The organism is Mycolicibacter sinensis (assembly GCF_001667945.1).
Lineage (GTDB): Bacteria > Actinomycetota > Actinomycetes > Mycobacteriales > Mycobacteriaceae > Mycobacterium > Mycobacterium sinense_B.
The window spans coordinates 45,631-69,243 of record NZ_LZJK01000159.1; the positions used below are offsets into that span (position 1 = coordinate 45,631).

A 23,613-nucleotide genomic window follows, 5' to 3' on the forward strand; every position below is an offset into this window, starting at 1 on the left:
TGCTCACGGCTGCCCGTCCTTTACCGGCGGAGCGAAGTCGCGGGCCAGTGTTTCCGTGTACGCCGTGAACACCTCGTTCAGAGGTATTGAGGGGTCCAGAAGCCATGACATCTCCATTCCGTTGATAAAGGCGAGAATCTCGGCGGCCTTGATGCCCGCGTCGAAGTCGGTGCGGTAGCGGCCGGCGTCCTGGCCACGCCGGATCAGGTCGGCGACGATATCCACCGCGGCGCGGTAGCGCTTGAGCATCCGGTCGTGCAGCGGCGCCTCGGGCAGGACGTTCTCGGCGAGCAGCACGGTGAACGTTCCGACCAGTTCGGGTGCGCGGGCGAACCGCTCGGCCACCCGCTGGATCTCCTCGATGAGGTCGCCGCTTCGGTCGGCGTGGGTGTCGTCGTCGGCGTCGCGGGCGTCGAGCACCGCGTGCAGCAGCTGTTCCTTGGAGGAGAAGTGGTGCAGCAGGCCCGCCGCACTGACACCGGCGTTGCGGGCGATCTGCGCCAGGGAGGTGTTGCGCCAGCCGTTGCGCGCCAGCAGCCGTTCGGCGGCCAGCAGGATGCGCTGCCGGCGGTCCTCGCCTTTGGCGAGCAGTGTGGCGTACGGCCGTGGTGAGGTCACCGGGCTCCTTCGATCAACCAACCAAGTGAACACACAGTAGGTTGGTTAGGGCGGTTGTGACAAGGGTCTCATCAAAGAAACTTTTTCGCTGACCTCACGCCCAGTGTGAAGCCGCGTTCACTCTCGCCGTCGAACGTGAAGCCACCTTCACGCTCGGCGGCCTATAACCCCAGCGACTTGGCGATGATCATCTTCATCACCTCGCTGGTCCCGGCATAAATCCGGGCCACCCGGGCATCGGTGTACAGCCGCGCGATCGGGTACTCCATCATGTAGCCGTAGCCGCCGAACAACTGCAGGCACCGGTCGATCACCCGGGCCTGCATCTCGGTGCAGAACAGCTTCACCCGCGCGGCATCGGCCGCCGACAGCTCGCCCTCGACGTGTTCGGCGACCGCCCGGTCCAGCATGCACTGGGCGGCCTCGATCTCGGTGGAGACCGCGGCCAGCTCGAACTTGGTGTTCTGGAACGACGCCACCGGTGACCCGAACACATTGCGGTTCTTGACGTAGTCGATGGTGGCGGCCAGCGCCGAGCGGGACTGGGCGACCGACCCCACGGCGACGGTGAGCCGTTCCTGCGCCAGGTTGTGGCCGAGATAGCTGAACGCCTCGCCCTCCTCGCCCAGCCGGTTGGCCACCGGCACCCGGACGTCGGCGAAGGACAACTCGGCGGTGTCCTGCACCTTGCAGCCCATCTTGTCCAGCTCGCGGCCGCGGGTGAACCCGGGCATCCCGTCCTCGACCACCAGCAGCGTCAGCCCGCGGCGACGGTTGTCGGGGTCGGTGGAGGTGCGCGCCACCACGATCACCAGGTCGGCCTGGATGCCGCCGGTGATGAACGTCTTCGCGCCGTTGAGGACGTAGTCCTCGCCGTCTCGGACCGCGGTGGTGCGCATCCCGGCCAGATCCGATCCGGTGCCGGGTTCGGTCATCGCGATCGCCGTCAGCAGCCTGCCGGCCGCCAGCCCGGGGAACCAACGTGCCCGCTGCTCGTCGTTGGCGTAGTGCAGGAAGTACGGCAGGATCACCTCGAGCTGGGTGCGCACCGTGGAGAGCGTGACCAGAGCGCGCGCCGCCTCCTCCTGCAGCACCACGTTGTAGCGGTAATCGTCGATGCCCGCGCCGCCGTACTGCTCGGGGATCGCCATGCCCAGCATCCCCAGCGAGCCCAGGTGCTCGAAGACCGCGCGCGGCATCCGGCCGGCCTTCTCCCACTGCGGATACTCGGGCACCACGTGCTTTTCGACGAAGTCGCGGGCCAGCGCGCGGAACGCCTCGTGATCTTCGGTGAACAGCGTGCGCTGCATGAGTGTCTCCCCTACCCGACCAGCTCGACGATGGTGGCGTTGGCGGTTCCGCCGCCTTCGCACATCGTCTGCAATCCGTAGCGAATACCGTTGTCGCGCATGTGATGAATCATCCGGGTCATCAGCACCGCACCGGACGCACCGAGTGGGTGGCCCAGGGCGATCGCCCCGCCGACCGGGTTGAGCCGCTTCTCATCGGCACCGGTCTCGGCCAACCAGGCCAGCGGCACCGGCGCGAACGCCTCGTTGACCTCGAACACGCCGACCTCGTCCAGGCGCAGCCCGGCCCGCTTCAACACCTTCTCGGTGGCGGGGATGGGCCCGGTGAGCATCAGCACCGGATCGGCTCCGGTCACCGCGCCGGCGACGTAGCGCACCAGCGGCGTCAGTCCGCGTCGGGCGGCCTCGTCTTCGCTCATCACCAACAGCGCTGCGGCGCCGTCGGAGATCTGCGAGGAGTTCCCGGCGTGGATGACACCGTCGTCGGCGAATGCCGGCTTGAGCCCGGCCAGCCGCTCGACGGTGCTGCCCGGCCGCACCCCTTCGTCGGTGTCGACGACGGTGCCGTCGCCGGTGGTCACCGCCATGATCTGTTCGTCGAACATGCCGCTGCCGCGGGCGGCCGCCGCACGCTGATGCGACTGCACCGAGTACTCATCCAGGCGTGCGCGGCCGAAACCCCAACGCTGCGCGATCATCTCCGCCGACAGGCCCTGGTTGAACGCGAAACCGTCATAGCGGGCAAGCGCTTTGGGCCCGTAGGGCTCCCCGGTGGCCCGGGCTGCCCCCAACGGCACCCGGCTCATCACCTCGACGCCGCCGGCGACGACGACATCTTGCTGCCCTGACATCACCGCCTGCACCGCGAAGTCCAGCGCCTGCTGGCTGGAGCCGCACGCCCGGTTGACCGTGGTGCCCGGGATGTGCTCAGGCCAACCCGCGGCCAGCACCGCGTAGCGCCCGATGTTGGAGGACTGGTCACCGACCTGCGACACACACCCCCACACCACGTCGTCGACAGCCTTGGGATCCACACCGGTGCGGCCCATCAGTTCGTTGAGCACCAGCGCGGACAGGTCCGCGGCGTGCATTTCGGCCAGGCCTCCGTTGCGCTTGCCGACTGGGGTGCGTACCGCCCCGACGATCACCGTTGATCGCATCTGAACTACTCCGATCTACTTCGGCGGCCATCCGCCGGTGAAGCGCGGGCTGCGCTTCTCGGCGAAGGCCGCATAGGCTTCCGCGGCGTCGGTGCCCGCGAAATTGACTATCTGGGCGCGTGTTTCGTTGATCAGGGCGGCCGACAGGGTGGTATCGGCCCCTTGGTTGAGCAGCGCCTTGGTCTGCGCCAGCGCGCGCGGCGGGCCGGCCGCCAGCTGATCGGCGAGATCGTCGACGAAGGTCTCGATCTCGTCGGCGCCCACCACCCACGTCACGAGGTTCAACGCTTGGGCTTCGGTGGCATCGATGGTCTCGGCCAGCAGCGCCAGCCGCTTGGCCTGCTGCAGCCCGACGATCTTGGGCAGCAGCCACGACCCGCCGAGATCGATCGACAGTCCCCGTTTGGAGAAGATCTGGCAGAACCTCGATTCCGGCGTCGCGACCACCAGATCGCAGCCCAGGGCCAGATTCCAGCCGGCCCCCACCGCTACGCCGGTCACTTTCGCGATGGTGGGAATCGACAGCTCGTGCAGGGCCAGCGCGACGTCGGTGAGTCGTTGCAGCTTGCGCACCGGGTGGGTGTCATCACCGGTGCCGATGTCCGCGCCCGAGCAGAAGGCACCGCCGGCGCCGGTGATGACCAGGGTCCGTAGATCGCGGTCGTCGGCGGCGTCGCGCAGCGCGTCGCGCAGTTCCCGCCACAGCTGCGGGTTGATCGCGTTCTTGCGGGCGGGCCGGTTCAAGGTCAGCGTGCGCACGCCGTCGCGGTCGGTGCGCAGCAGGACGGAATCGTCGGCGGCCATCAGCTGCCAGCCTGCCCGATCGCCCCCTGTCCGCGCAGCGCGACGATCTCGGCGGCGGTGAAACCCAGCTCGCCCAGCACCGCGTCGGTGTGTTCACCCAGGCCCGGCACCGCCCCCATCGGCGGGTCGTAGCCGGCGATCACCGGCGGCGGCAGCAACGACGGGATCGGCCCGGCCGGCGTGTCGATCTGCCGCCACCGCGCGCGCTCGGCGAGCTGCGGATGCGCCAGCACGTCGCTGGGGGTGTTGTAGCGGGCGTTACCGATTCCGGCGGCATCGGCTGCGTCCTGGATCTTGGCCAGGTCGTGGCGGGCGCACCAGTCGCCAATCGCCTCGTCCAGGATCGGCCGGTGCGCGACCCGGTCGGCGTTTCCGGCGAACCGCGGGTCGTCAGCCAGGTCGTCGCGGCCCAGCAGTTCGCGGGCCAGCCGCTGCCACTCCCGATCGTTGGTGGTGCCGAGCACCACGGTCTGCCCGTCGGCGGTCGGGTAGGCCCCGTAGGGGGCCACGGCCGGTGAGCTCATGCCGAGCGGCTGCTGGTCGATCCCGGCGTGCCGGGCGTAGGTCAGGTGATAGCCCATCATCTCGGCCATGGTGTCGAACAGGCTCACGGTGACCGACGGCGCCGGCGCGCTGCGATCGCGGCCGACCAGCAGCGCCATGATCGACAGCGCCGAGTACAGGCCGCTGGTCACGTCGGCCACCGGCGGCCCCGGTTTGGCCGGAGCACCCGGGTGGCCGGTCACCGAGCACACCCCGGACTCGGCCTGCACCAGCAGGTCGTAGGCGCGCTTGTGCGACAGCGGGCCCCCGCTGCCGTACCCGTCGATCTCGACGGCGATGACGTTCGGGTGCCGGCTTGCCATGTCTTCGGCGGACAGGCCCAGCCGGGCGGTGGCACCGGGCGCGAGGTTGGACACCAGCACATCGGCGCGGTCCAGCAGCCGGTGCAGAATATCGCGTCCCGCAGCGCTTTTCAGGTCCAGGGTGACCGATTCCTTGCCCCGGTTGACCCAGACGAAGTGTGCGGCCTGGCCTCCAGGACCACAGACGACGTCGTCGTAGTAGCGTGCGAAGTCGCCGCCATCGGGGTTCTCCACCTTGATGACGCGGGCTCCGAAGTCGGCCAGCGCGCGGGTGCACATCGGTGCCGATACCGCTTGTTCGAGGGCCACCACGGTGACACCCGCCAGCGGGGCTGATTGTTGAGGCATCACATCACCATGCCACCGTCCACCGGCAAGACCTGCCCGGTGACGTAGGAGGCGGCGTCGGAGGCCATGAAGACGAATGCGCCGGCGACCTCGCTCGGCTCGGCCCAGCGCTTCATCGGGATGCGGTTCATCATGTTGGCCGCGAACTTCTCATTGGTGCGGATGGTCTCGGTCATCGGGGTGGCGGCCAGCGGTGCCAGGGCGTTGACGCAGATCCGCTTGGCGGCCAGCTCGCGGGCCAGCGACTTGGTGAAGCCGATCAGGGCGGCCTTGGCCGCCGAGTAGTTGACCTGCCCGAGGGTGCCGGTCAGGCCCGCCGCTGACGTCACGTTGACGATGCGCCCGGTGCCGTCGGTCGGAACATACGGCAGCACCGCCTGGGTGCAATTGAAGGCGCCGACGGTGTGCACGTCGAGTAGCAGGCGCATCGACTCGGCGCTGGTCTTCTCGAACATCGCCGGGCGGGTCACCCCGGCGTTGTTGATCAGGATGTGGATCTTGCCATCGGCCAGCTCAGCGGCCTTGGCTGCGGCAGCATCGGCGGAGGCCCGATCGGCCACATCGAGCACCGTCGGCTCCGCCCGGCCGCCGGATGCCGAAATCCGCTCGGCCACTTGCGCGGCGGCGTCACCGTCGATGTCGGTGACCAGCACTGCGGCCCCGGCCTGCGCCAGTGCGGCAGCCACCGCCGACCCGATGCCGCCGGCCGCCCCGGTCACCACCGCGGCGCGCCCGGACAGGTCGAAATAGCCGGCCATCAGTAACTCCTCGGCAGTCCGAGCACGTGCGAGCCCAGGAAGTTCAGGATCATCTCCTGGCTGACCGGGGCGATCTTCATCAGCCGGGACTCCCGGAAGAACCGGGAGATGTTGTACTCCTCCGAGTAGCCCATGCCGCCGTGGGTCTGCAGCGCCCGGTCGGCGGCCGCGAAACCGGCGTCGGCACAAAGGTATTTGGCCATGTTGGCCTCACGGCCGCAGGACTTGCCGTTGTCGTAGAGCCAGGTGGCCTTGCGCAGGATCAACTCGGCGGCGTCCAGCCGGGCCAGCGAGTCGGCGAGTGGGAACTGGATGCCCTGGTTCATGCCGATCGGTCGGTCGAACACCACGCGTTCGTTGGCGTACTTGACCGCACGGTCCAGCGCGACCCGGCCGATGCCGAGGGCCTCGGCGGCGATCAGCATGCGCTCCGGGTTGAGCCCGTGCAGGATGTAGGAGAAGCCCTTGCCCTCTTCACCGATCCGGTGCTCGGCCGGGATGCGCAGGTCGTCGATGAACACCTCGTTGGAGGACACCGCGTTGCGGCCCATTTTGGTGATCGGCCGGATGTCGACGTGGTCGCGGTCGATGTCGGTGAGGAACAGGGTGAGACCGTCGGTGGGTTTGGCCGTATCGTCGCGGGGGGTGGTGCGGGTCAGCAGCAGGATCTTCTCGGACTCAAGGGCTTTGGAGATCCAGACCTTGCGGCCGTTGACCACATAGTCGCTGCCGTCGCGCTTGGCGAAGGTGGTGATACGCGACGTGTCGAGGCCGGCGGTCGGTTCGGTGACGCCGAAGCACACGTGCAGGTCGCCACTGACGATGCGGGGCAGGGTTTCGGCCTTCATCTCGTCCGAGCCGAAGACCACGACCGGCTGCATGCCGAAGATCGACATGTGGATCGAGCTGGCGGCGTTCATCCCGCCGCCCGATCGCGCCACTTCCTCGGCCAGGATGGTGGCCTCGGTGATGCCCAGACCGTGGCCGCCGTACTCCTCGGGGATGGTCATGCCCAGCCAGCCGCCGCCGGCGATGGCGTCGTAGAACTCCCGCGGGAATTCGTGCGCCTGGTCCTTGGTCATCCAGTAGTGGTCGTCGAACTTCGCCGCCAGTTCGGCAACCGACTGCCGGATCAGCTGCTGGTCCTCGGTCAGCTCGAAGCTCATTCCGCCGGACATGGTCTCCTCCAGCCCATCAGCACCCCTTGTGGACGTTCATTAGCCGGAAACGAGAATAGCATTCTCGTCTATTGGGTCCCCTCGGCGTACCAGGTGCGGAACTCGGCGTAGTTGGGCATCTCTTCGGAGTTGGCCTTGGGGTCGATGCACACATGGATCACCGCGGTGCCGCCGGCGGCGTAGGCGCGTTTGATCGCCGGCCCGATCTCCGCCTCGTCCTGCACGTACTCCCCGTGGCAGCCCATGCCTTCGGCGATCTTGTCGAACCGAACGTCCTTGCTCCAGTGCACCCCGGGCTGCGGTGACGGCTGCTCGAAGGTCCGTTTGTAGACCCCGACCTCCAGACCCCACTGGTGATCGACCCCGACCACGCAGACCAGCGGCAGCCCCAACCGGGCCGCGGTCTCCAGCTCGGCGATGTGGAACAGGAACGCCGAGTCGCTGGTCAGCAGCATCACCGGCCGTTTGCCGCCCTCGGCCACCGAGGCGCCTACGGCATAGGGCAGCCCGGTGCCCAGATGGCCGAAGTTCTGGTTCCACAGCACGTCGTGCGGCTTGGCCTGCGAATAGGTCCACTGGAAGATCACGGTGGCGCCGCCGTCGCGGACCATGATGCCGTCGGCGGGAAAGGCTTTGGTGGCCTCGACCACGAAGCGCGCCGGATGTACCGGGGTACGACCGGCCGGCGCGGTCTCGGCCAGCTCGGCCAACTGCTCGGCGTCCCGGCGGATCCAGCAGTCCAGCTCGGCCGACGCCGTGCGCGGGGTGTCTCGCAGTGCGGCAACCAGTTGCGGGACGATGCCGCGCAGGTCGCCCACCAGTGGCACGTCGATCGGCCGGTTCACCCCGATCGCCAGCGGGTCCTGCTCGACGTAGATCCACTTGCGGTCGGCGTTGCGCTGCGCCCAGTGCCGGGTGGTGCCGTAGTGCACCGGCTCGCCCAGCTCGGTGCCCAGGGCCACGCAGACGTCCGAGGCCGCCACCGCCTCGACCGCCGATTGCGAGAAGCCATAGGGGAAGGTGCGCTCTTCCAGGCCAGGGATGAACGCGGTACCGCCGGAGGTCTGGATCACCGGGCAGGCCATCAACTCCGCGAGCTCGGCGACCGCCGCCCCGCTACGCGAAGTGTGCACACCGTGGCCCACCAGCAGGATCGGACTGGCCGCGGCCCGGATGATCTCGACGGCTTGGGCGAGCTCGGCCGCGCCGGCCCGCTGGTTCACCAGCCGGTAGCGGTGCGGCTCCGGCGGACCGGCGACGTCGAGCTCTTCGAGGATCACGTGCGACGGGTACTCGATGTAGGACGGTCCCGGGGTGCCGGACATGGCCCGGCGGATGGCCTCGTGCACGATCTCATCGGTCTGGTCGGCGTACTCGATCGACGCGCTGTACTTCACCGACGGCGCGAAAAGCTCCTCCTGCCGGACGAATTGGATACGCCCGCGCCGCACCCGCCGCTCGGTGATGCGGGCCCGCTGCCCGCCCAGGAACACCACCGGGGAGTTCTCCACCTTCGCGCACATCATCGCGCCGGCGATGTTGGCCACCCCCGGCCCCAGGGTGCCGATGCACAGGCCCGGCCGGCCGGTCATCCGTGACGCGGCCTCGGCCATGAATCCGGCACTCTCCTCGTGGTGCGGGGCCACCACCGACCAGCCGCGCTGTTCGGCTTCGACGAACATGTGCACGAAGTTGGGGTCGGGGATGCCGAACAGCGTGTCGACGCCCTCGGCTTCGAACAATTCCAGGATCCGGCGGTAAACGGGTACACCCACTTCTCGAAACTCCTTGCTTTGCTTGTCAATACCGTTGCGCGAGACGTTGGCGGTGCGCGGCCGGTGACCCGAACAACGACCGGTTGAACACCGCGCGTTTCAAATAGACGTGGATGCCGCTCTCCCACGTGTAGCCGATGCCGCCGTGCAGCTGCATGGCCTTGCCGGCCACCTCGACGGCCGCACCGCAGGTGTAGGACTTCGCCATCGCGACCGCGGCATCGGCCTCAGCGTCGTCGTGCACCAGGGCCGCTACGGCCTCGCGTACCAGGGCGCGAGCCACCGACGCTTTCACCTGCATATCGGCGCAGGCATGCTTGACGGCCTGGAAGGATCCGATCGGGCGGCCGAACTGCTCCCGGGTCTGCGCATACGACACCGTGGCGGCGAGCATGGCCTCGGCCAGGCCGAGGCTGTCGCAGGCCACCGCGAGCGCGGCCCGGTCGCGCACTCGGTGCGCCCCGCGATCCTCGGCGAACCGCAGCGGCTCGGGAACCTCGATGCCGTCGGCGGCCACGGTGGCCACCGCACGCGTCTCGTCGAGCACCGGTTGCGGCGTGACGGTGAGACCGTCGGTGGCCACCGCGACCTCGGCGCCGGTGTGATCGGTGGCCAGCACCAGCAGTCGATCGGCGCCATCGGCATCGGGCACGAACGCGGCATGACCGGCCAGCCGCCGGTCGGCGGAGACCGTGAAACCGGGGTCGAGCACCGCGGCCACCCGGACCCATCCGGCCGCGATGCCGGACAACAGGTCATTGCGGACCGCGCTGTCCTGCAGCGTGTTCAGCACACCGACGGCCAGTACGGCGCTGCCAAGGTAGTGCGTCGCCGCGGCGGCCCGGCCCAGTTCCTCGCAGATCAGCGCAGTTTCGGCGAAGGTCGCACCGGCGCCGCCGAGCCCGTCGGCGACCTCCAGCCCGGCCCAGCCGGCGCCGGCCAACCGGGACCAGTCGACCACCCGGCCCCGGGCCAGCACGTCGGCGGCGACCGCCCGCATCTGATCGTGCAGTTCGGCGAAATCCGTTGTCCTCATGGCGCGCTCGGTTCTCGTGGCAGTCCCAGACCGCGTTCTCCGATGATGGTGCGCTGGATCTCGCTGGAGCCGCCGGGAATCGTCCACTCCCAGGAGCCGATGAAGTCCAGCACCCACGAACCCGACTCCCAGCCGCTGGACGGCGGTTTGGCCAGGGCGGTATGTGCGTCCAACCCAGCGATCTCGGCGCCGAAATCGGTGAGCCGCTGCAGCAGTTCGCTGTAGAACAGCTTCACGATCGAGGCGTCGGCCGGTCCGGCTGTGCCGGCCTCGACGTCGCGTACCAGCTGCCGGCACATCGCGCGCAGGCCGGTGATCTCGATTTCCAGCTGCGCCAACCGATCGGCCGCCACCGGGTCGTCGGTGGGGGCGGCCTGCACCAGCCAGCGGAAGCCCGCGCAGCCCAGCCGCTCGGCCAGCTCAAGCATGGTCATGCCGCGTTCGGCGCCCAGTGTCGCCTGCGCCACCTGCCAGCCGGCGTTCTCTTCCCCGATCAGGTTGGCCGCCGGGATCACCACGTCGTCCAGGAAGATCTCGCAGAAGTGCTGGTCGCCCACGGCGTTGCGGATCGGCCGCACCTGCACCCCGGGGCTGGCCATGTCCAGCAGAAAGTAGGAGATGCCCTTGCGCTTGGGGGCGTCCGGGTCGGTGCGGGCCAGCAGCAGGCACCACTGGGCGTAGCTCGCGCCGCTGGCCCACAGCTTCTGGCCGTTGACCACATAGTCGTCGCCCAGTCGGCGCGCCGAGGTGCGCAGCGACGCCAGATCCGAGCCGGCCTCGGGTTCGGAGAAGCCCTGGCACCAGATCTCGCCGTCCAGAATCGCCGGCAGGTGCCGGCGGCGCTGCTCCTCGGTGCCGGCGGCCAGCAGGGTCGCCGCCGCGTGGTGGATGCCGACGAACGCCAGCACCAGCCGCGGCGCGTCGTGGGCGGCCAGCTCCTGATACAGCACCGCCTGATCGGCTACCGACATGCCGCCGCCCCACGCGTGCGGCCAGTGCGGAACCGCGAACCCCGCGCCGTGCAGGGTGGCGAACCAGCTGCGCTGGAAATCGACGAAATCCCGTTCCCCGATCCCGGTTTGGGTGCGGCGCCAGTCGGCCGGGATGTTGTCGGCGCACCACTGACGCACGTGCGCACGGAAATCGGCTGAGCGTGTCATCGCCCGCTCGCCCGCTTCTGGAACGCCAGCAGGCGCTCCCGGTGCTCGGGTGTCTTCATGGTGGCGACCTCGGCGGCGAACCCGGCCTGCAGCGGCCCGCCCAGCACCTGTGACAGGTACATGTTGACCACCCGCTTGGTGCCCTGCAGCGCCTCGGGCGGCTGGGCGGCCAGCCGCTCGGCCAACTGGTGGGCTTGCGGCAGCAGCTGTTCGGGCGCGGCCCGGCGGCTGGCCAGTCCGAGTTCGACGGCGGTGGCGGCGTCGATCCGGTCACCGGTGTAGAGGTACTCCCGCGACCGCAGGATCGGGGTGAGCAGCGGCCACAGCGCGGCGCCGCCGTCCCCGGCCACCAGTCCGACCGCGACGTGCGGGTCGGCGAAATACGCGGTCTCGGAGAGCAATACGATGTCGCAGAGCAGCGCCACACTGCAGCCCAGCCCGACCGCGGGGCCGTTGACGGCGGCGATGATCGGCAGCGGGAACCGCAGCATCTCCTCCACGATCTGAGCGCCTTCGCGGATGCTCTCGTCGCGGGCGGTTTCGTCGTCGAGGAACGTGGTGATCCAGTTCAGGTCGCCGCCGGCCGAGAACGCCCGCCCGGCGCCGGTGAGCACCACCACCCGGGTCTGCTTGTCGGCGGCCAGCTGGCGCCACACGTTGGCCAGCCCCCAATGCAAGTCGGCGTTGACGCTGTTGAGTTCGGCCGGCCGGTTGATCGTCACGGTGCGCACCGGCCCGTCGCCGGTCACCGTGATCTCCTGGGGCAGGTCGTATGTCATGTGTAAAGTCCCGCCAATCCGGCGCGGCCGGTGCGACGGACCAGCCGGTCACGGGTGGCTGAGAGTCCCCACGGCAGCCGACGCAGCGGCTGGCTGTAGCGCGACAGCCAGGACAGCGCCGTCTCGTCGCAGAACCCGACGGCACCGTGCAGCTGATGACACACCCGGAACACCACGTCGGCGGCTTCCAGCGCCGCCGTTCGCAGCGCCAGGGCATCGTCCACCGCCTCGCCGCGCCCGGTCGCGATGCTCCACAGTGCATACTTGGCCAGCATCTCCAGCCCACTGCGCTCCACCTCGGCGTCGGTCAGCTGGAACTGCACACCCTGGAACTTGGCCAGCGGCTGACCGAATTGGTGACGTAGCTGCACGTGGGCGATCGTCAGATCGACGGCCCGATCCAGCATCCCCAGCAGCGTCCAGCATCCCAGCGCCAGCGCCAGCGCCACGTCGTCGGCGCCGTCGCGGTCGACCTCGGTCAGCGTCAGCTCGGCCACCAGAGCCGGCCCGGCCGCGGACTGTGCCGTCACCGTGCTGCGCGCCCCGGCCAGGGTCACGGTCGCCCAGCGCTTCGACAGGCCGGCCACCGCACCGGCCGGGGCATGCTCGGCGACCACGATCAGCCCGTCGGCGTCGAGATCGGCAGGCGCGGAGAGGCATTCGGCCAGTGGATAGGGCACCGCCCAGTAGCCGGCGCTGCGGCATAGCGCGGCGGCGGCTTCCAGTTCGTCGGCATCGGCACGGGGCTTGAGGTCGAAAGCACCGAGCCCGTGCAGGATCGGCCCCACCAGTTGTTCGCGCCCGGCCGGGTCGGCGTCGGCGCGCACCGCCAACGCGTCACCGCCGGCGGCTTCGAACGCCCGCAGTGCCGCCCGCCCGTATTCGTTCGCGTCGGCGCCGAGTTCGAGGTTCATCGCGGCGCCGCCAGCAGGGCACGGGAGAGCAGGATGCGCTGCGTCTCGATGCTTCCGGAGGAGACGGTGGCGGCCTGCGAATAGCGCCAGTGATCTTCGACCTCGGCACGGAACCACTGCGCCTGCGGCCCGGCCGGCGCTTCGGCGGCGATCTCCATCAGCACCTCCGCGCTCTCCTGGTCCAGGCGGGTGACCGCGATCCGGTAGGCGGCGGCGTCGCCGGGCGCTATCTGCCCACTGGCCTGCAGCGACACCACCCGGTAGGCCATCAGCCGGGCGCGCCGGCAGTGGGTGAGCATGCGCACCCAGCGGGCCGCCAGTTCGGCCGGCAGCGTCTCCCAACGCTCGCCGAGCGCATGCGGGGCGGCGGCCAGCAGTCGTTCGCAGCGCGCATACCGCGCGATGCCCACCCGCTCATACGACATCACGTCGGCCACGATCGACCAGCCCGCGTCGACGTCGCCGAGCACGTCGGCGTCGGTGACGCGCAAGTCGTCGAAGAACACCTCGTTGAGATGGTGCGGGCCCATCATGGTGCGGATCGGCCGCACCGTGATCGCCGGGTTGTCCATCGGGACCAGAAAGACGCTCAGGCCCTGTTGTTTTCGTTCAACCTTGCCCTCCCCCACCCGGGTGGTACGGGCCAACAGGAAGCACCACTGCGCCATGGTGGCATACGACGTCCAGATCTTCTGGCCGTTGATCACCCACCCGCCGCCCTCACGACGGGCGTGGGTGCGCAGCGACGCCAGGTCCGAGCCCGCTTCGGGTTCGGAGAACCCCTGACACCAGATCACCTCCCCGGCCGCGATCGGCGGCAGGTGCCGGCGCTGCTGTTCCGGGGTGCCGTGGCGCATGATGATCGGCCCGACCCAGTTCACCCCCATGTACTGCGCGCCGCGCGGTTCGTGGTGCGCCCACATCTCCTCGCGCACCACGGTCTGCTCCCACACCGAGGCGTCCGCCCCGCCGAACTCCGTTGGCCAGAACAGGCACAGCAGTCCACGCTCGGCCAGCAGGCGGCAGAACCGTTGTGCGGCAGCCAGGTCGGCGGGATCGTCGGTGAACGCGCCCGGAAACCGCTCCGGTAGCTCCTGGCTGATCAGTTCGCGCAGCTGCCCCCTCAGCTCACCGGCCCGGACGCCCATATCGAAGTCCAGCGTCATGAGACGCCCTGCTCCAAGCCGAGTTCGGCGAGCACCGCTGCGGTGTGCGCCCCCAGTTCCGGCGCCGGGCCGGCGACCCGGCCCGGGGTGCGCGACAGCCAGGTGGGCACGCCGGGGAACCGCACGGCGCCGTACGGGGTATCCACCGTCTCGAACAGACCGACCGCGTTGAGGTGGGGGTCGTCGAAGAGGGCACCCGGAGTGTTCAGCGGGGCGGCCGGGATCTCCAACTCGCGCAACAGCTTCAGCCACTCGGCAGTGGTGCGTTCCTTCATCGTCTGGGCCACCAGGCCGTAGACGGTGTCGATCCGCTGGGCCCGCTGCGCCAACGTGGCGTATTGCTCAGAGGCCCAGGGCGGCTGCACCGCGTCGATGAAGGCGTTCCAGTGTTTGTCGTTGTAGATCAATGCGGCGATCTGCCCGTCGCTGGTGTCGTAGGGCCGCCGGTTGGGCGCCACCGTGCGGGGGTAGACGGCCGGGCCCAGCGGCGGGTCGAACATCGCGCCGTTGGCGTGTTCGACGAGCATGAACGAGGCCATGGTCTCGAACATCGCGACCTCGACCTCCTGGCCCTGCCCGGTGCGCTCCCGGTGGAACAGCGCCATCATCGTGGCGTACAGGGCCGTGAGCCCGGCAATCTTGTCGGCCATGATGGTGCCCACGTAGTCCGCGCGCCCGGTGAGCTGCTGCTGCACGGCGGGCAGCCCGCATTCGGCCTGAATGGTGTCGTCATAGGCCGGGCGGTCGGCGTCCGGGCCGCGCCGGCCGTAGCCGTAACAGTTGGTGTAGACGATCCCGGGCTTGATGGCGGCCACCGCCTGATAGTCGAGCCCGAGTTTGGCGATCGCCTTGGCCCGCATGGAGTGGATGAACACGTCGGCGCCTGTGATCAGCGCGGTCATCGCCACCTTGCCCTCGTCGGTGCGCAGATCCAGCACGATGCCGCGCTTGCCCCGGTTGACGTTGACGAACACCCCACTCATGTCCGGTGCGGGACCGGCGGAGATGTAGCGGGTGGCGTCGCCTTCGGGCGGCTCGACTTTGATGACGTCGGCCCCCATGTCGGCCATGATCTGCGTGCAGTACGGGCCCATCACCATCGTCGTCAGATCGATGACCCGCACCCCGCGCAGCGGACCACCCGCCGAGGCATCCCCAGCGCCATCCGCCATCAATTGTTCGGACAAAATACTCCGTTCTGCGTATTGCAGAACACTATTCCGCAGCGGTTATTCGCGCGTCAAGGCCGAGACGCCGATCAGCGGCGGCTATTGTCTGGACTAACGAGGCTTGATAACGTCCGGAGTCATGACGGACCCGCTCTCGCGTGACGGCCGCACGAGTCCGGTGATCGCAGCGGGCTGGCGGCTGGCACGGATCACCGCCCCGAGTCGGCTGTTCGGTGCCAACGGCCTGCGCACCGGGCCGGACGGCCGGGTCTACGTCGCGCAGGTGACCGGCAGCCAGATCAGTGCACTGGACGTGACCACCGGCGAGCTGGCCGCCGTGAGCCCGCGCGGCGGGGACGTCGTCGCACCCGACGACGTGGCTTTCGACAGCGCGGGAAATCTGTACGCCACCGAGGTGATGGACGGCCGGGTCAGTGTGCTCGACGCCGCCGGCCGCGCCCGGGTGCTGCGCGACGACCTGCCCTGCGCCAACGGGATCACCGTGTATCAGGATCGACTGTTGGTCGGGGAATGCCGCGACGGCGGGCGCCTGATGGAGCTCGACCGGGCCACCGGGGCCCAGCGCATCCTGGCCGAGAACCTGCCGTCGCCCAATGCCATGGAGGTCGGGCCGGACGGGCTGCTGTACTTCCCGGTGATGACCGCCAACGAGATCTGGCGGATCGACCCGTTCGCCGAAGATGCTGCACCGCAACGTGTCGCCGCCGATCTGGGCGTGCCCGACTCGGTGAAGTTCGACACCGACGGCTGCATCGTCTCCACCCAGGCGGCCAGCGGTGCGGTGTTGCGCATCGACCCGCGCACCGGCGAGCGCACCGTGCTGGCGCAGCTGGCGCCCGGGCTGGACAACTGCACCTTCGTCGACGGCCGGCTGTTCGTCTCGAACTTCAGCGGCGAGATCACCCAGATCGCCGCCGATGGCGAGGTGAGCACGGCGCTGTCGGGTGGGCTGAACTGGCCGTTGGATCTCACGGTCGACGACGGCGGCACCCTCTACGTCGCCGACGGCACCTACTTCTACGCGGTCGGTCCGGGCGGGCGGCTGCAGACGCTCGGAATGCTGTTCACCCCCGGCTATCCCGGCTTCATCCGCGGGGTGGTCGCGGTCGGTCCCGGCGAGTTCGTGGTCACCACCTCCGGCGGGCAGGTCAGCGGGTACGTACCGGCCGAGGCGCGCAGCGAGGTGCTCGCCGACGGCTTCGACCAGCTTTACGGAGTGGTCGCGGGATCCGGCGGCGTGGTCGTCGCCGAGTTCGGCACCGGCCGGGTGCTGCGCGTGGACGCCGGAACCGTCGAGGTACTCGCTGCCGGGCTGGCGGGCCCGGTCGGGATCGCACTCGGCGCGCACGGCAGCTACCTGGTGGCCGAATCCGGCGCCGGGCGGGTGGTGCGGGTCAGCGGCTCCGGCGTCGAGACGGTGGTCGACGGATTGTCGTGCCCGCAGGGCATTCTGGTGGCCGACCGCCGGCTCTACATCGTCGATGCCGGTGCCCGGCAGGTGCTCGCCGTCGACCTCGACACCGCGGCGCGGCACACCATCGCCGACGGGCTGCCGATCGGGCCCCCGGCGGGCGTGGTGCCCAAGCCGCTCAAGGGCATGCCGCCGTTCTCCGGCCCGCAGGGCCCGTTCGCCGGGATCGCCCGCGGCGCCGACGGTGCCCTGTTCGTCGCCGCCGACGGGGACGGCAGCGTGTTGGCGCTAGAGCCGGTCGGGCCGTGACCGACCACCGCTACCTCAAGGTCGCCCGGGTGCTGCGCAAGGAGATCGCCGACGGGGTGTATCCGATCGGCTCGCAGCTGCCCACCGAACACGAACTGTGCGAACGGTTCACCGTCAGCCGCTACACGGTGCGCGAGGCGCTGCGGCGGCTGCGCGAGGACAACCTCGTGGTCTCCCGGCCCCGGGCGGGCACTGTGGTGATTCCGCGCACCGCGACGAACTGCTACGCCCACGACGTGGTGTCGATCGACGATCTGGTCGCGTTCGCGGCCGGCTCCTCCTTCGAGATCGACTCCAACGCCATGATCACCCTCGACGACGACACCGCCGCGCGCACCGGACTGCCGTCCGGTAGCGACTGGCTGGCGGTGTGTGGCAATCGGCGGGCCGAGAATCAGGCGGCACCGATCTGCCGGACCGAGTACTACATCAACCGGGCCTTCGCCGGCGTCGGCCGCTTGCTGCAGCGGCACTCGGGACCGATCTTCCCGTTGATCGAGGACGTGTTCGGGGTCAGCGTCGTCGAGGTACGCCAGCACATCCGCGCGGTGATCATCACCGCCGACCTCGCCGCGCAGCTGGCCGTCGACGCCGGCGCCGCCGCGCTGCAGATGCAACGCAGCTACACCACCTCCGAGGGCGAGATCGCCCAGGTGACGGTGAATACCCATGCCGGCGCCGACTACCGGTACTCGATGACGCTGCACCGGGTGACGGGACAACAGTGACGGCGCGAACGCTGGCCGATGCCGCGGCGCAGGAAGCCGATCGGGCCCCCGACCGTGTGCTGCTCGTCGACGGCGACACCCGGCTGACCTGCGGTGAGTTGCACGCCGGCGCGCGGGCGCTGGCCGCTGCGATGCTGCAGCGGATACCGACCGGCAGCGTGGTGTCGTTCATGCTGCCGAACTGGCACGAAGCCGCTGTGGTCTACCTGGCCGCGACCCTGGCCGGCATGGTGGTCAACCCGATCCTGCCGTCGCTGCGGGACGCGGAGCTGACGTTCATCCTCACCGACTCGGGCAGCCGAATGCTGTTCGCGCCGGAACGTTTTCGCGGCCACGACTACGCGGGCATGCTGGCCCGGGTAGCCGGCACGCTCGCCGAGCCGCCGGAGGTGGTGCTGGTGCGCGCCGCGGCGGGCGCCCCGGGCGCCGATTACCGTACGCTGATCGCCGGCCCGCTCGCACCGGTTCGCCTGCCGCGGCTCGATCCCGACGCGGTGCGGCTGTTGCTGTACACCTCGGGCACCACCGGCCGGTCCAAAGGAGTTCTGCACAGCTATAATTCGATCAACGCCCTGATCCGGCAACTGGGTGATCATTGGATGATCGAACCCGGCGATCGTTTCCTAGTGCCCTCCCCGATCGCCCACATCGGCGGATCCATCTATGCGTTTGAGGCTCCCCTGCTGCTCGGCACCACCGCCGTGCTGATGGACACCTGGGACGCCGATGCCGCCGTGCAGCTCATGCTCGCCGAACACTGCACCCACGTGGCCGGCGCGACACCGTTTCTGACCCAGCTGCTGGCCGCCGCCCGGCGCGCCGGCACCCGCCTGCCCGACCTGAAGCTCTTCGTCTGCGGCGGCGCATCGGTCCCCGCGTCGTTGATCCGCCAAGCGGCCGGCTACTTCACCACCGCCGCCGTGACCCGGGTGTACGGCTGCAGCGAGGTGCCGGTCAGCACCGTGGGCGCCGTCGGCGCCGGCGAACTCTCCTACGCCGCCGAGACCGACGGCCGGGCCGGGATCGCCGACATCAAGGTGGTTCCCCACCAGGGCGCGCCGCCGGGCGAGGGCGAGATCTACGTTCGCGGACCGCAGATGCTGGTGGGCTATGCGCACCCCGAGGACGAGCGCAACTGCTTCGATGCCGAAGGCTACTTCGCCACCGGCGATCTAGGGCGCTGGGTCGACGACGACTACCTGCTCGTCACCGGCCGCCTCAAAGACGTCATCATCCGCAACGGCGAGAACATCTCCGCACGCGAAGTGGAGGACATCCTGGCCGGCCATCCGGGCATCGCCGAGATCGCGGTCGTCGGGGTGCCCGATGCGCGCACCGGCGAACGGGCTTGCGCCGTCATCGTTCCGGCCGGCGGCACCGGTCCCGACGTCGCGGAGCTGCGCGCCATGCTGACCGCGCACGGTGTCGCGGTGTTCAAGGCCCCCGAACAAGTGGAGATCTGGGACGCCCTGCCCAAAAACGACGCCGGCAAGGTCATCAAGCAGCAGATCCGGGCCGCTCTGATCGGAGGTTGACATGCGGGTAGCGATTGTGACCGGCGCCAGCAGCGGCATCGGATTCGGCTGCGCGGCAAAGCTTGCCGCCGACGGGATGGCGGTGCTGGCCACCGGCCGCGACGCGAACCGGTTGGCGCGGCTGGCGGCCGAGGTCGCCGACGCCGATCGCATCGCCACGGTGGCCGTCGACCTGACGACCGACCAGGCTCCCGCCCAGATCGTCGATGCCGCACTGGCCCGCTGGGGCCGGGTGGACTTCCTGATCAACAACGCCGGGGTCGGCAGTCCCAAACCGCTGCACGAAACCGATGACGAAACCCTGGACCACTTCCTGAACCTGATGCTGCGGGCGCCGTTTCGGCTGGCACGCGATGTGCTGCCGCACCTGCGCCCGGGGTCGGCGATCATCAACGTCACCTCGACCTTCGCGGTGGTCGGCGGGTTGCGCGGCGGGGCGTACTCCGCGGCCAAGGGCGGCCTGACCGCCCTGACCACCCACATCGCCTGCCAGTACGGCGCCCAGGGCATTCGGTGCAATGCGGTGGCGCCCGGGGTCACCGTGACGCCGATGGTCGAAAAGCGCCTCGAAGAGCCCCGATTCCGCAAAATCAACACCGAGATGACGCCGTATCCGCGACTGGGGCGAGTGGACGACATCGCCAACACCGTCGCCTTTCTGTGCTCAGAAGCGGGCGCATTCATCAACGGCCAGACCATCGTGGTCGACGGCGGCTGGAGCACGACCAAATACCTCTCGGACTTCGGCCTCGACTCCCACTGGGTCCAGCAGTGAACCTGTTCACCGTGCTGGAGCAGGCCGCGGCCCGATTCGGTGAGCGGGGGGCGGTGTATCACGGAGAGCGCCAACTGCATACCTGGGGTGAGCTGGCGGATCGCGCACGACGGCTGGCGGCCTCGCTGCGCGCGGCGGTGCCACCCGGGGCGCGGATCGCGATCGCCAGCGAGAACCGGCCCGAGATCATCGAGCTGATGTTCGCCACCTGGGCGGCCGACTGCGTCGTCGTCCCGCTCAACTACAAGCTGCACCCGCGCGAGATGGCCGAGATCCTCGACGACGCTGCTGCCGCCCAGGTCTTCGCGTCCCCGACGCTGGCCCCCGCCCTGACCGCCGTCGTCGGCACCGGGGTCGAGACCATCGGTGGCGCCGCCTATCTGGAGCGATTGGCCAGCGCGCCGTGCGGACCGCCGGACCCGGAGCCATCCCGGCTGGCGTGGCTGTTCTACACCAGCGGCACCACCGGGCGCTCGAAGGGCGCGATGCTGACGCACCGCAACCTGATGGCGATGACGGTGGCGCACCTAGCCGACCTCGACGACCCCGACGCCGACTGCAGCCTGATCCACGGCGCCCCGATGTCGCACGGTTCCGGGCTGTACATCGCGCCCTACGTGCTGCGTGGCGCCCGGCAGGTGATCCCGGCCTCGGGCGCGTTCGACGCCGGGGAGTTCCTCGACCTGTGCGGGCACCACCCCGGCGCCACCGCGTTCCTGGCGCCCACGATGGTGGCCCGCCTGGTGCGCACCGGACGCGAGCGGCCGGGCAACCTGCGCACCATCATCTACGGCGGCGGCCCGATGTACCTCGGCGATCTCAAGCGCGCACTGGCCGCGTTCGGACCGGTGTTCGCCCAGCTCTACGGCCAAGGTGAGGCGCCGATGACCATCACCGGCCTGCGGCGCGCCGATCATGCCGGCGACGACGCGATCCTGGGCTCGGTCGGCTATCCGCGCTCGGGTGTCGAGGTGGCGGTGCTGCGCGAGGACGGCACCCCCGCGCCGGCGGGCGAGGTCGGCGAAATCGTCTGCCGCGGTGACGTGGTGATGGCCGGCTACTGGAACAACCCGGCCGCCACCGCCGAGGCGATCCGGGATGGCTGGCTGTTCACCGGCGACAAGGGCTGCTTCGACGAACGCGGCTATCTCAGCCTGCGCGACCGCTCCAAGGACGTGGTGATCAGCGGGGGCAGCAACATCTATCCCCGCGAGGTCGAGGAGGCGCTCTTGGCGCATCCGGGCGTCACCGAAGCCGCGGTGGTGGGCGCCCCGGATTCCGAGTGGGGCGAGATCGTGGTCGCCTTCATCGTGGGCGAGGCCTCCGCCGCCGAGCTGGACGACCACCTGCTGGAACGCATCGCCCGGTTCAAGCGCCCCAAGCGCTACGAGTTCGTCGACGCGTTGCCCAAGAACAGCTACGGCAAGGTGCTCAAGCGCGAGCTGCGCTCGCTGGCCCGCGAGATTGCGTTGGCGCAGGAACATTCGCGCAATTAGCTGCGTGCGCGCAATCTCGCGGCGAGGTGGGGCGACGCAGAGCGCGCCTACTGCACCTTGGATTTCATGTCGTCGAGATTGACCAGCACCGGCCAGCCACACACCGAGAGAGCATTGCCGTGCCCGGTTTCGTGGATGTCGAACGCGGACTGGATCGCCGAGTGGAAGCCCTGCACGTCGAGGGTCTGATTGACCGCGCGTTTGGCCTGCCGCAGCGCGAACGACGGCATGGTGGCGATGTGCTCGGCGAGCCGGCGCGTCTCGGCGTCCAGCTCATCCCGCGGCACCACCTTGTTGACCATGCCGGTCTGCTCGGCTTCCTGCGCGGTCATCGCGCGGCCGGTGAACAGCATCTCCTTGGCTTTACGGGGACCCAGTTCCCAGGTGTGCCCGTGGTATTCGACTCCGCCGATGCCCATCAGCACGACCGGATCGGAGAACTGGGCGTCGTCGGCGGCGATGATCAGATCGCACGGCCAGCACAGCATCAGCCCACCGGAGATGCACCGGCCCTGCACCGCGGCGATCGACGGCTTGGGCACATTGCGCCACCGCAGGGTGTACTCGAGGTAGCGCTTGCATTCGTGGGAATAGATGAACTCCAGGGTGATCTTGTCCGGGACCGGACCACCGCCTTTGAGATCGTGGCCGGCCGAGAAGTGCTTGCCGTTGGCCCGCAGCACGATCACCGCGACCTCGTCGTCATCGGCGGCGCGCGACCAGGCCGCGTCGAGTTCGTCGAGCAGCTCGGGGTTCTGGGCGTTGGCGGCCTCGGGGCGGTTCAGCGTGATCGTCGCGACCTTCTCGGCGACCTCGTAATCGATGTACATGGGCGTCCTTGTCAGTTACGGGAGCGCGACCCGCCGGCACCGCGCGAGAAGCTGCTTCTCATTCTGGGAAAGTTACCATCTTCGGTGTCGGGACGGCAGCCTCCGGATCCGCGGCGTCGGTCTGCGCCCGTTCTCCGGTAGGGTGCATTCGTGTTCTCCCAAAAAGGCAACTGCCGGAGCCGCTGGTGAGCAACCCCGAAGAGGAGCCGGTCTGGAAGCAGCGGGCGGTCGAGCGGTCGATCAAGACCGCGCGCCTGCGGGCCGCTCAGCGCGTTCAGCGATTCCTGGACGCCGCCCAGGCCATCATCATCGAAAAGGGCAGCACCGACTTCACCGTCCAGGAGGTCGTCGAGCGCTCACGGCAGTCGCTGCGTAGCTTCTACCTGCAGTTCAACGGCAAACACGAGCTACTGCTGGCGCTGTTCGAAGACGCCCTGGTGCGCACTTCCGACCAGATCCGCGCCGCCACCGAAGACAAGGCCACACCGCTGGAACGGCTGAAAGTGGCCGTGGAGCTGCTTTTTGAGCTCTCCCGGCCGGACCCGAGCGCCAAGCGCCCGTTGTTCACCGACTTCGCCCCGCGGCTGCTGGTGTCGCACCCCACGGAGGTCCGGGTGGCCTTCACCCCGTTGCTGGCTCTGCTCACCGAGCTGATGGAGGCCGCCGCCGAGGCCGGCGAGCTGCGGCCCGGCGTCAACGCCCGGCGCATGGCGGCGATGACCATGCAGACCGTCATGTTCGTGGCCCAGTCCAGCGCCGAGACCGACGATCCGGCCGCCCATCCCATCACCGCCGACGAGGTCTGGGACTTCTGCGCCCACGGCCTGGCCAACTGACGCAGCCCCCTCCCCGCGACTGTGCGTGCTTGCCCGCGACACGCCGGGGGGGAAGTGTGCAGCTGTGCACGCTCGCGCGCACTGGCCCGACTCCGCTGACGACGAAGCCGGCTTCCGCTTCCGTAGTCACATATGCTCTAATTGAGAATGTGATTTCCACATCTCTGCGCACCGGCACCTCGTCTGAGGCGGGTAGCACCCATGCGTAAAGTCCTCGCTCCCGATGTCACCAACTGGCCCGACGAGAACCCGGCGCTGATCGGCAGCCAATGCCGCGCCTGCGAGGCGACGGTATGGCCCCGCCAGGACCACTGCCCACGCTGCAGCGGCCCGCAGATGCAGGATCTGCTGCTGCCCCGCCGGGGCACGTTGGAAGCCTGGACGACCCAGGGTTTCGTCCCGAAGCTGCCCTACGCCGGAGGCGAGACCGCCGAGAGCTTCGCACCGTTCGGGGTGGGGCTGATCCGACTCGGCGACGTCATCCAGGTTGAGGCCCGGCTGACCGAATCCGACCCGGCCAAGCTGAAATTCGGGATGGACGTCGAACTGACCATGGTGCCGTTCTACGTCGACGACGACGGAACCGAGATTCTCACCTGGGCTTTCCAGCCCGTCTAAGGAGACCTGGAAC

At 69.3% G+C, this 23,613-nt stretch carries 22 protein-coding genes; 7 read left to right on the forward strand and 15 right to left on the reverse strand.

What is annotated here, in order from left to right; translation table 11 throughout:
• Nucleotides 1-3: 3 nt before the first annotated feature.
• From A5694_RS21170 to A5694_RS21235, 14 genes are all read right to left on the reverse strand, one after another.
• Nucleotides 4-618, reverse strand: a complete 615-nt coding sequence (locus A5694_RS21170; protein ID WP_109535783.1) for a TetR/AcrR family transcriptional regulator — start codon at nt 616-618, stop codon at nt 4-6.
• A gap of 161 nt (nt 619-779) precedes the next feature.
• The gene (locus tag A5694_RS21175; protein ID WP_064924259.1) at nt 780-1,928 is read right to left on the reverse strand and encodes an acyl-CoA dehydrogenase family protein; all 1,149 of its coding nucleotides are present in this window, start codon (nt 1,926-1,928) and stop codon (nt 780-782) included.
• Between the two features lie 11 nt (nt 1,929-1,939).
• Nucleotides 1,940-3,088: a thiolase family protein gene (locus A5694_RS21180; protein WP_064924260.1), complete on the reverse strand. Its 1,149-nt coding sequence runs from the start codon at nt 3,086-3,088 to the stop codon at nt 1,940-1,942.
• Nucleotides 3,089-3,103: 15 nt separating this feature from the next.
• A complete protein-coding gene (locus tag A5694_RS21185; protein WP_064924261.1) occupies nt 3,104-3,892 on the reverse strand; it encodes an enoyl-CoA hydratase/isomerase family protein in 789 nt (262 codons plus the stop codon).
• Complete coding sequence (locus tag A5694_RS21190) at nt 3,892-5,106, reverse strand: CaiB/BaiF CoA transferase family protein (RefSeq protein WP_064924262.1); 1,215 nt, start codon at nt 5,104-5,106, stop codon at nt 3,892-3,894. The genes A5694_RS21185 and A5694_RS21190 overlap by 1 nt, the downstream gene beginning before the upstream one ends.
• Nucleotides 5,106-5,864, reverse strand: a complete 759-nt coding sequence (locus tag A5694_RS21195) for an SDR family NAD(P)-dependent oxidoreductase (RefSeq protein ID WP_064924263.1) — start codon at nt 5,862-5,864, stop codon at nt 5,106-5,108. Before A5694_RS21195 ends, A5694_RS21190 begins: the two co-directional genes overlap by 1 nt.
• Nucleotides 5,864-7,042 carry an acyl-CoA dehydrogenase family protein gene (locus A5694_RS21200; protein WP_082952790.1) on the reverse strand — a complete coding sequence of 393 codons (1,179 nt, stop codon included), beginning with the start codon at nt 7,040-7,042 and terminating at the stop codon, nt 5,864-5,866. The genes A5694_RS21195 and A5694_RS21200 overlap by 1 nt, the downstream gene beginning before the upstream one ends.
• Before the next feature lie 68 nt (nt 7,043-7,110).
• A complete protein-coding gene (locus tag A5694_RS21205) occupies nt 7,111-8,817 on the reverse strand; it encodes a thiamine pyrophosphate-binding protein (RefSeq protein WP_064924265.1) in 1,707 nt (568 codons plus the stop codon).
• A 25-nt stretch (nt 8,818-8,842) separates the two neighbouring features.
• Nucleotides 8,843-9,853 (reverse strand): acyl-CoA dehydrogenase family protein, encoded by a 1,011-nt coding sequence (locus tag A5694_RS21210; RefSeq protein ID WP_064924266.1) that lies wholly within the window; start codon nt 9,851-9,853, stop codon nt 8,843-8,845.
• Nucleotides 9,850-11,013 (reverse strand): acyl-CoA dehydrogenase family protein, encoded by a 1,164-nt coding sequence (locus A5694_RS21215; protein ID WP_064924267.1) that lies wholly within the window; start codon nt 11,011-11,013, stop codon nt 9,850-9,852. The genes A5694_RS21210 and A5694_RS21215 overlap by 4 nt, the downstream gene beginning before the upstream one ends.
• Nucleotides 11,010-11,792, reverse strand: a complete 783-nt coding sequence (locus tag A5694_RS21220) for an enoyl-CoA hydratase/isomerase family protein (RefSeq protein WP_064924268.1) — start codon at nt 11,790-11,792, stop codon at nt 11,010-11,012. The genes A5694_RS21215 and A5694_RS21220 overlap by 4 nt, the downstream gene beginning before the upstream one ends.
• Nucleotides 11,789-12,706 carry an acyl-CoA dehydrogenase family protein gene (locus tag A5694_RS21225; RefSeq protein WP_064924269.1) on the reverse strand — a complete coding sequence of 306 codons (918 nt, stop codon included), beginning with the start codon at nt 12,704-12,706 and terminating at the stop codon, nt 11,789-11,791. The genes A5694_RS21220 and A5694_RS21225 overlap by 4 nt, the downstream gene beginning before the upstream one ends.
• Entirely contained in the window at nt 12,703-13,872 is a 1,170-nt protein-coding gene (locus tag A5694_RS21230; protein ID WP_064924270.1) for an acyl-CoA dehydrogenase family protein, read from the reverse strand. The genes A5694_RS21225 and A5694_RS21230 overlap by 4 nt, the downstream gene beginning before the upstream one ends.
• Nucleotides 13,869-15,005, reverse strand: coding sequence for a CaiB/BaiF CoA transferase family protein (locus A5694_RS21235; RefSeq protein WP_064924300.1), 1,137 nt, complete (start codon nt 15,003-15,005; stop codon nt 13,869-13,871). The genes A5694_RS21230 and A5694_RS21235 overlap by 4 nt, the downstream gene beginning before the upstream one ends.
• A 175-nt stretch (nt 15,006-15,180) precedes the next feature.
• Between A5694_RS21235 and A5694_RS21240 the strand changes: the two genes are divergently transcribed.
• Genes A5694_RS21240 through A5694_RS21260 form a run of 5 tightly spaced genes read left to right on the forward strand, consistent with a single transcriptional unit; the run spans nt 15,181 to nt 21,316 of the window.
• Nucleotides 15,181-16,782 (forward strand): SMP-30/gluconolactonase/LRE family protein, encoded by a 1,602-nt coding sequence (locus A5694_RS21240; protein ID WP_064924271.1) that lies wholly within the window; start codon nt 15,181-15,183, stop codon nt 16,780-16,782.
• Nucleotides 16,779-17,510, forward strand: a complete 732-nt coding sequence (locus tag A5694_RS21245) for a GntR family transcriptional regulator (RefSeq protein ID WP_064924272.1) — start codon at nt 16,779-16,781, stop codon at nt 17,508-17,510. The genes A5694_RS21240 and A5694_RS21245 overlap by 4 nt, the downstream gene beginning before the upstream one ends.
• Nucleotides 17,507-19,045 (forward strand): AMP-binding protein, encoded by a 1,539-nt coding sequence (locus A5694_RS21250; protein ID WP_064924273.1) that lies wholly within the window; start codon nt 17,507-17,509, stop codon nt 19,043-19,045. Before A5694_RS21245 ends, A5694_RS21250 begins: the two co-directional genes overlap by 4 nt.
• 1 nt (nt 19,046) lies before the next feature.
• Complete coding sequence (locus tag A5694_RS21255; RefSeq protein WP_064924274.1) at nt 19,047-19,820, forward strand: SDR family NAD(P)-dependent oxidoreductase; 774 nt, start codon at nt 19,047-19,049, stop codon at nt 19,818-19,820.
• Nucleotides 19,817-21,316 (forward strand): AMP-binding protein, encoded by a 1,500-nt coding sequence (locus A5694_RS21260; protein ID WP_064924275.1) that lies wholly within the window; start codon nt 19,817-19,819, stop codon nt 21,314-21,316. The genes A5694_RS21255 and A5694_RS21260 overlap by 4 nt, the downstream gene beginning before the upstream one ends.
• Nucleotides 21,317-21,363: 47 nt before the next feature.
• Here the strand turns inward: A5694_RS21260 and A5694_RS21265 are convergent, their stop codons facing one another.
• On the reverse strand, nt 21,364-22,146 hold the full coding sequence (locus A5694_RS21265; RefSeq protein ID WP_064924276.1) for an enoyl-CoA hydratase: 783 nt from the start codon (nt 22,144-22,146) through the stop codon (nt 21,364-21,366).
• A gap of 185 nt (nt 22,147-22,331) precedes the next feature.
• Between A5694_RS21265 and A5694_RS21270 the strand changes: the two genes are divergently transcribed.
• Nucleotides 22,332-22,982 (forward strand): TetR/AcrR family transcriptional regulator, encoded by a 651-nt coding sequence (locus A5694_RS21270; RefSeq protein WP_185746640.1) that lies wholly within the window; start codon nt 22,332-22,334, stop codon nt 22,980-22,982.
• 201 nt (nt 22,983-23,183) lie between these two features.
• Entirely contained in the window at nt 23,184-23,600 is a 417-nt protein-coding gene (locus A5694_RS21275; RefSeq protein WP_064924277.1) for a Zn-ribbon domain-containing OB-fold protein, read from the forward strand.
• Nucleotides 23,601-23,613: the final 13 nt, after the last annotated feature.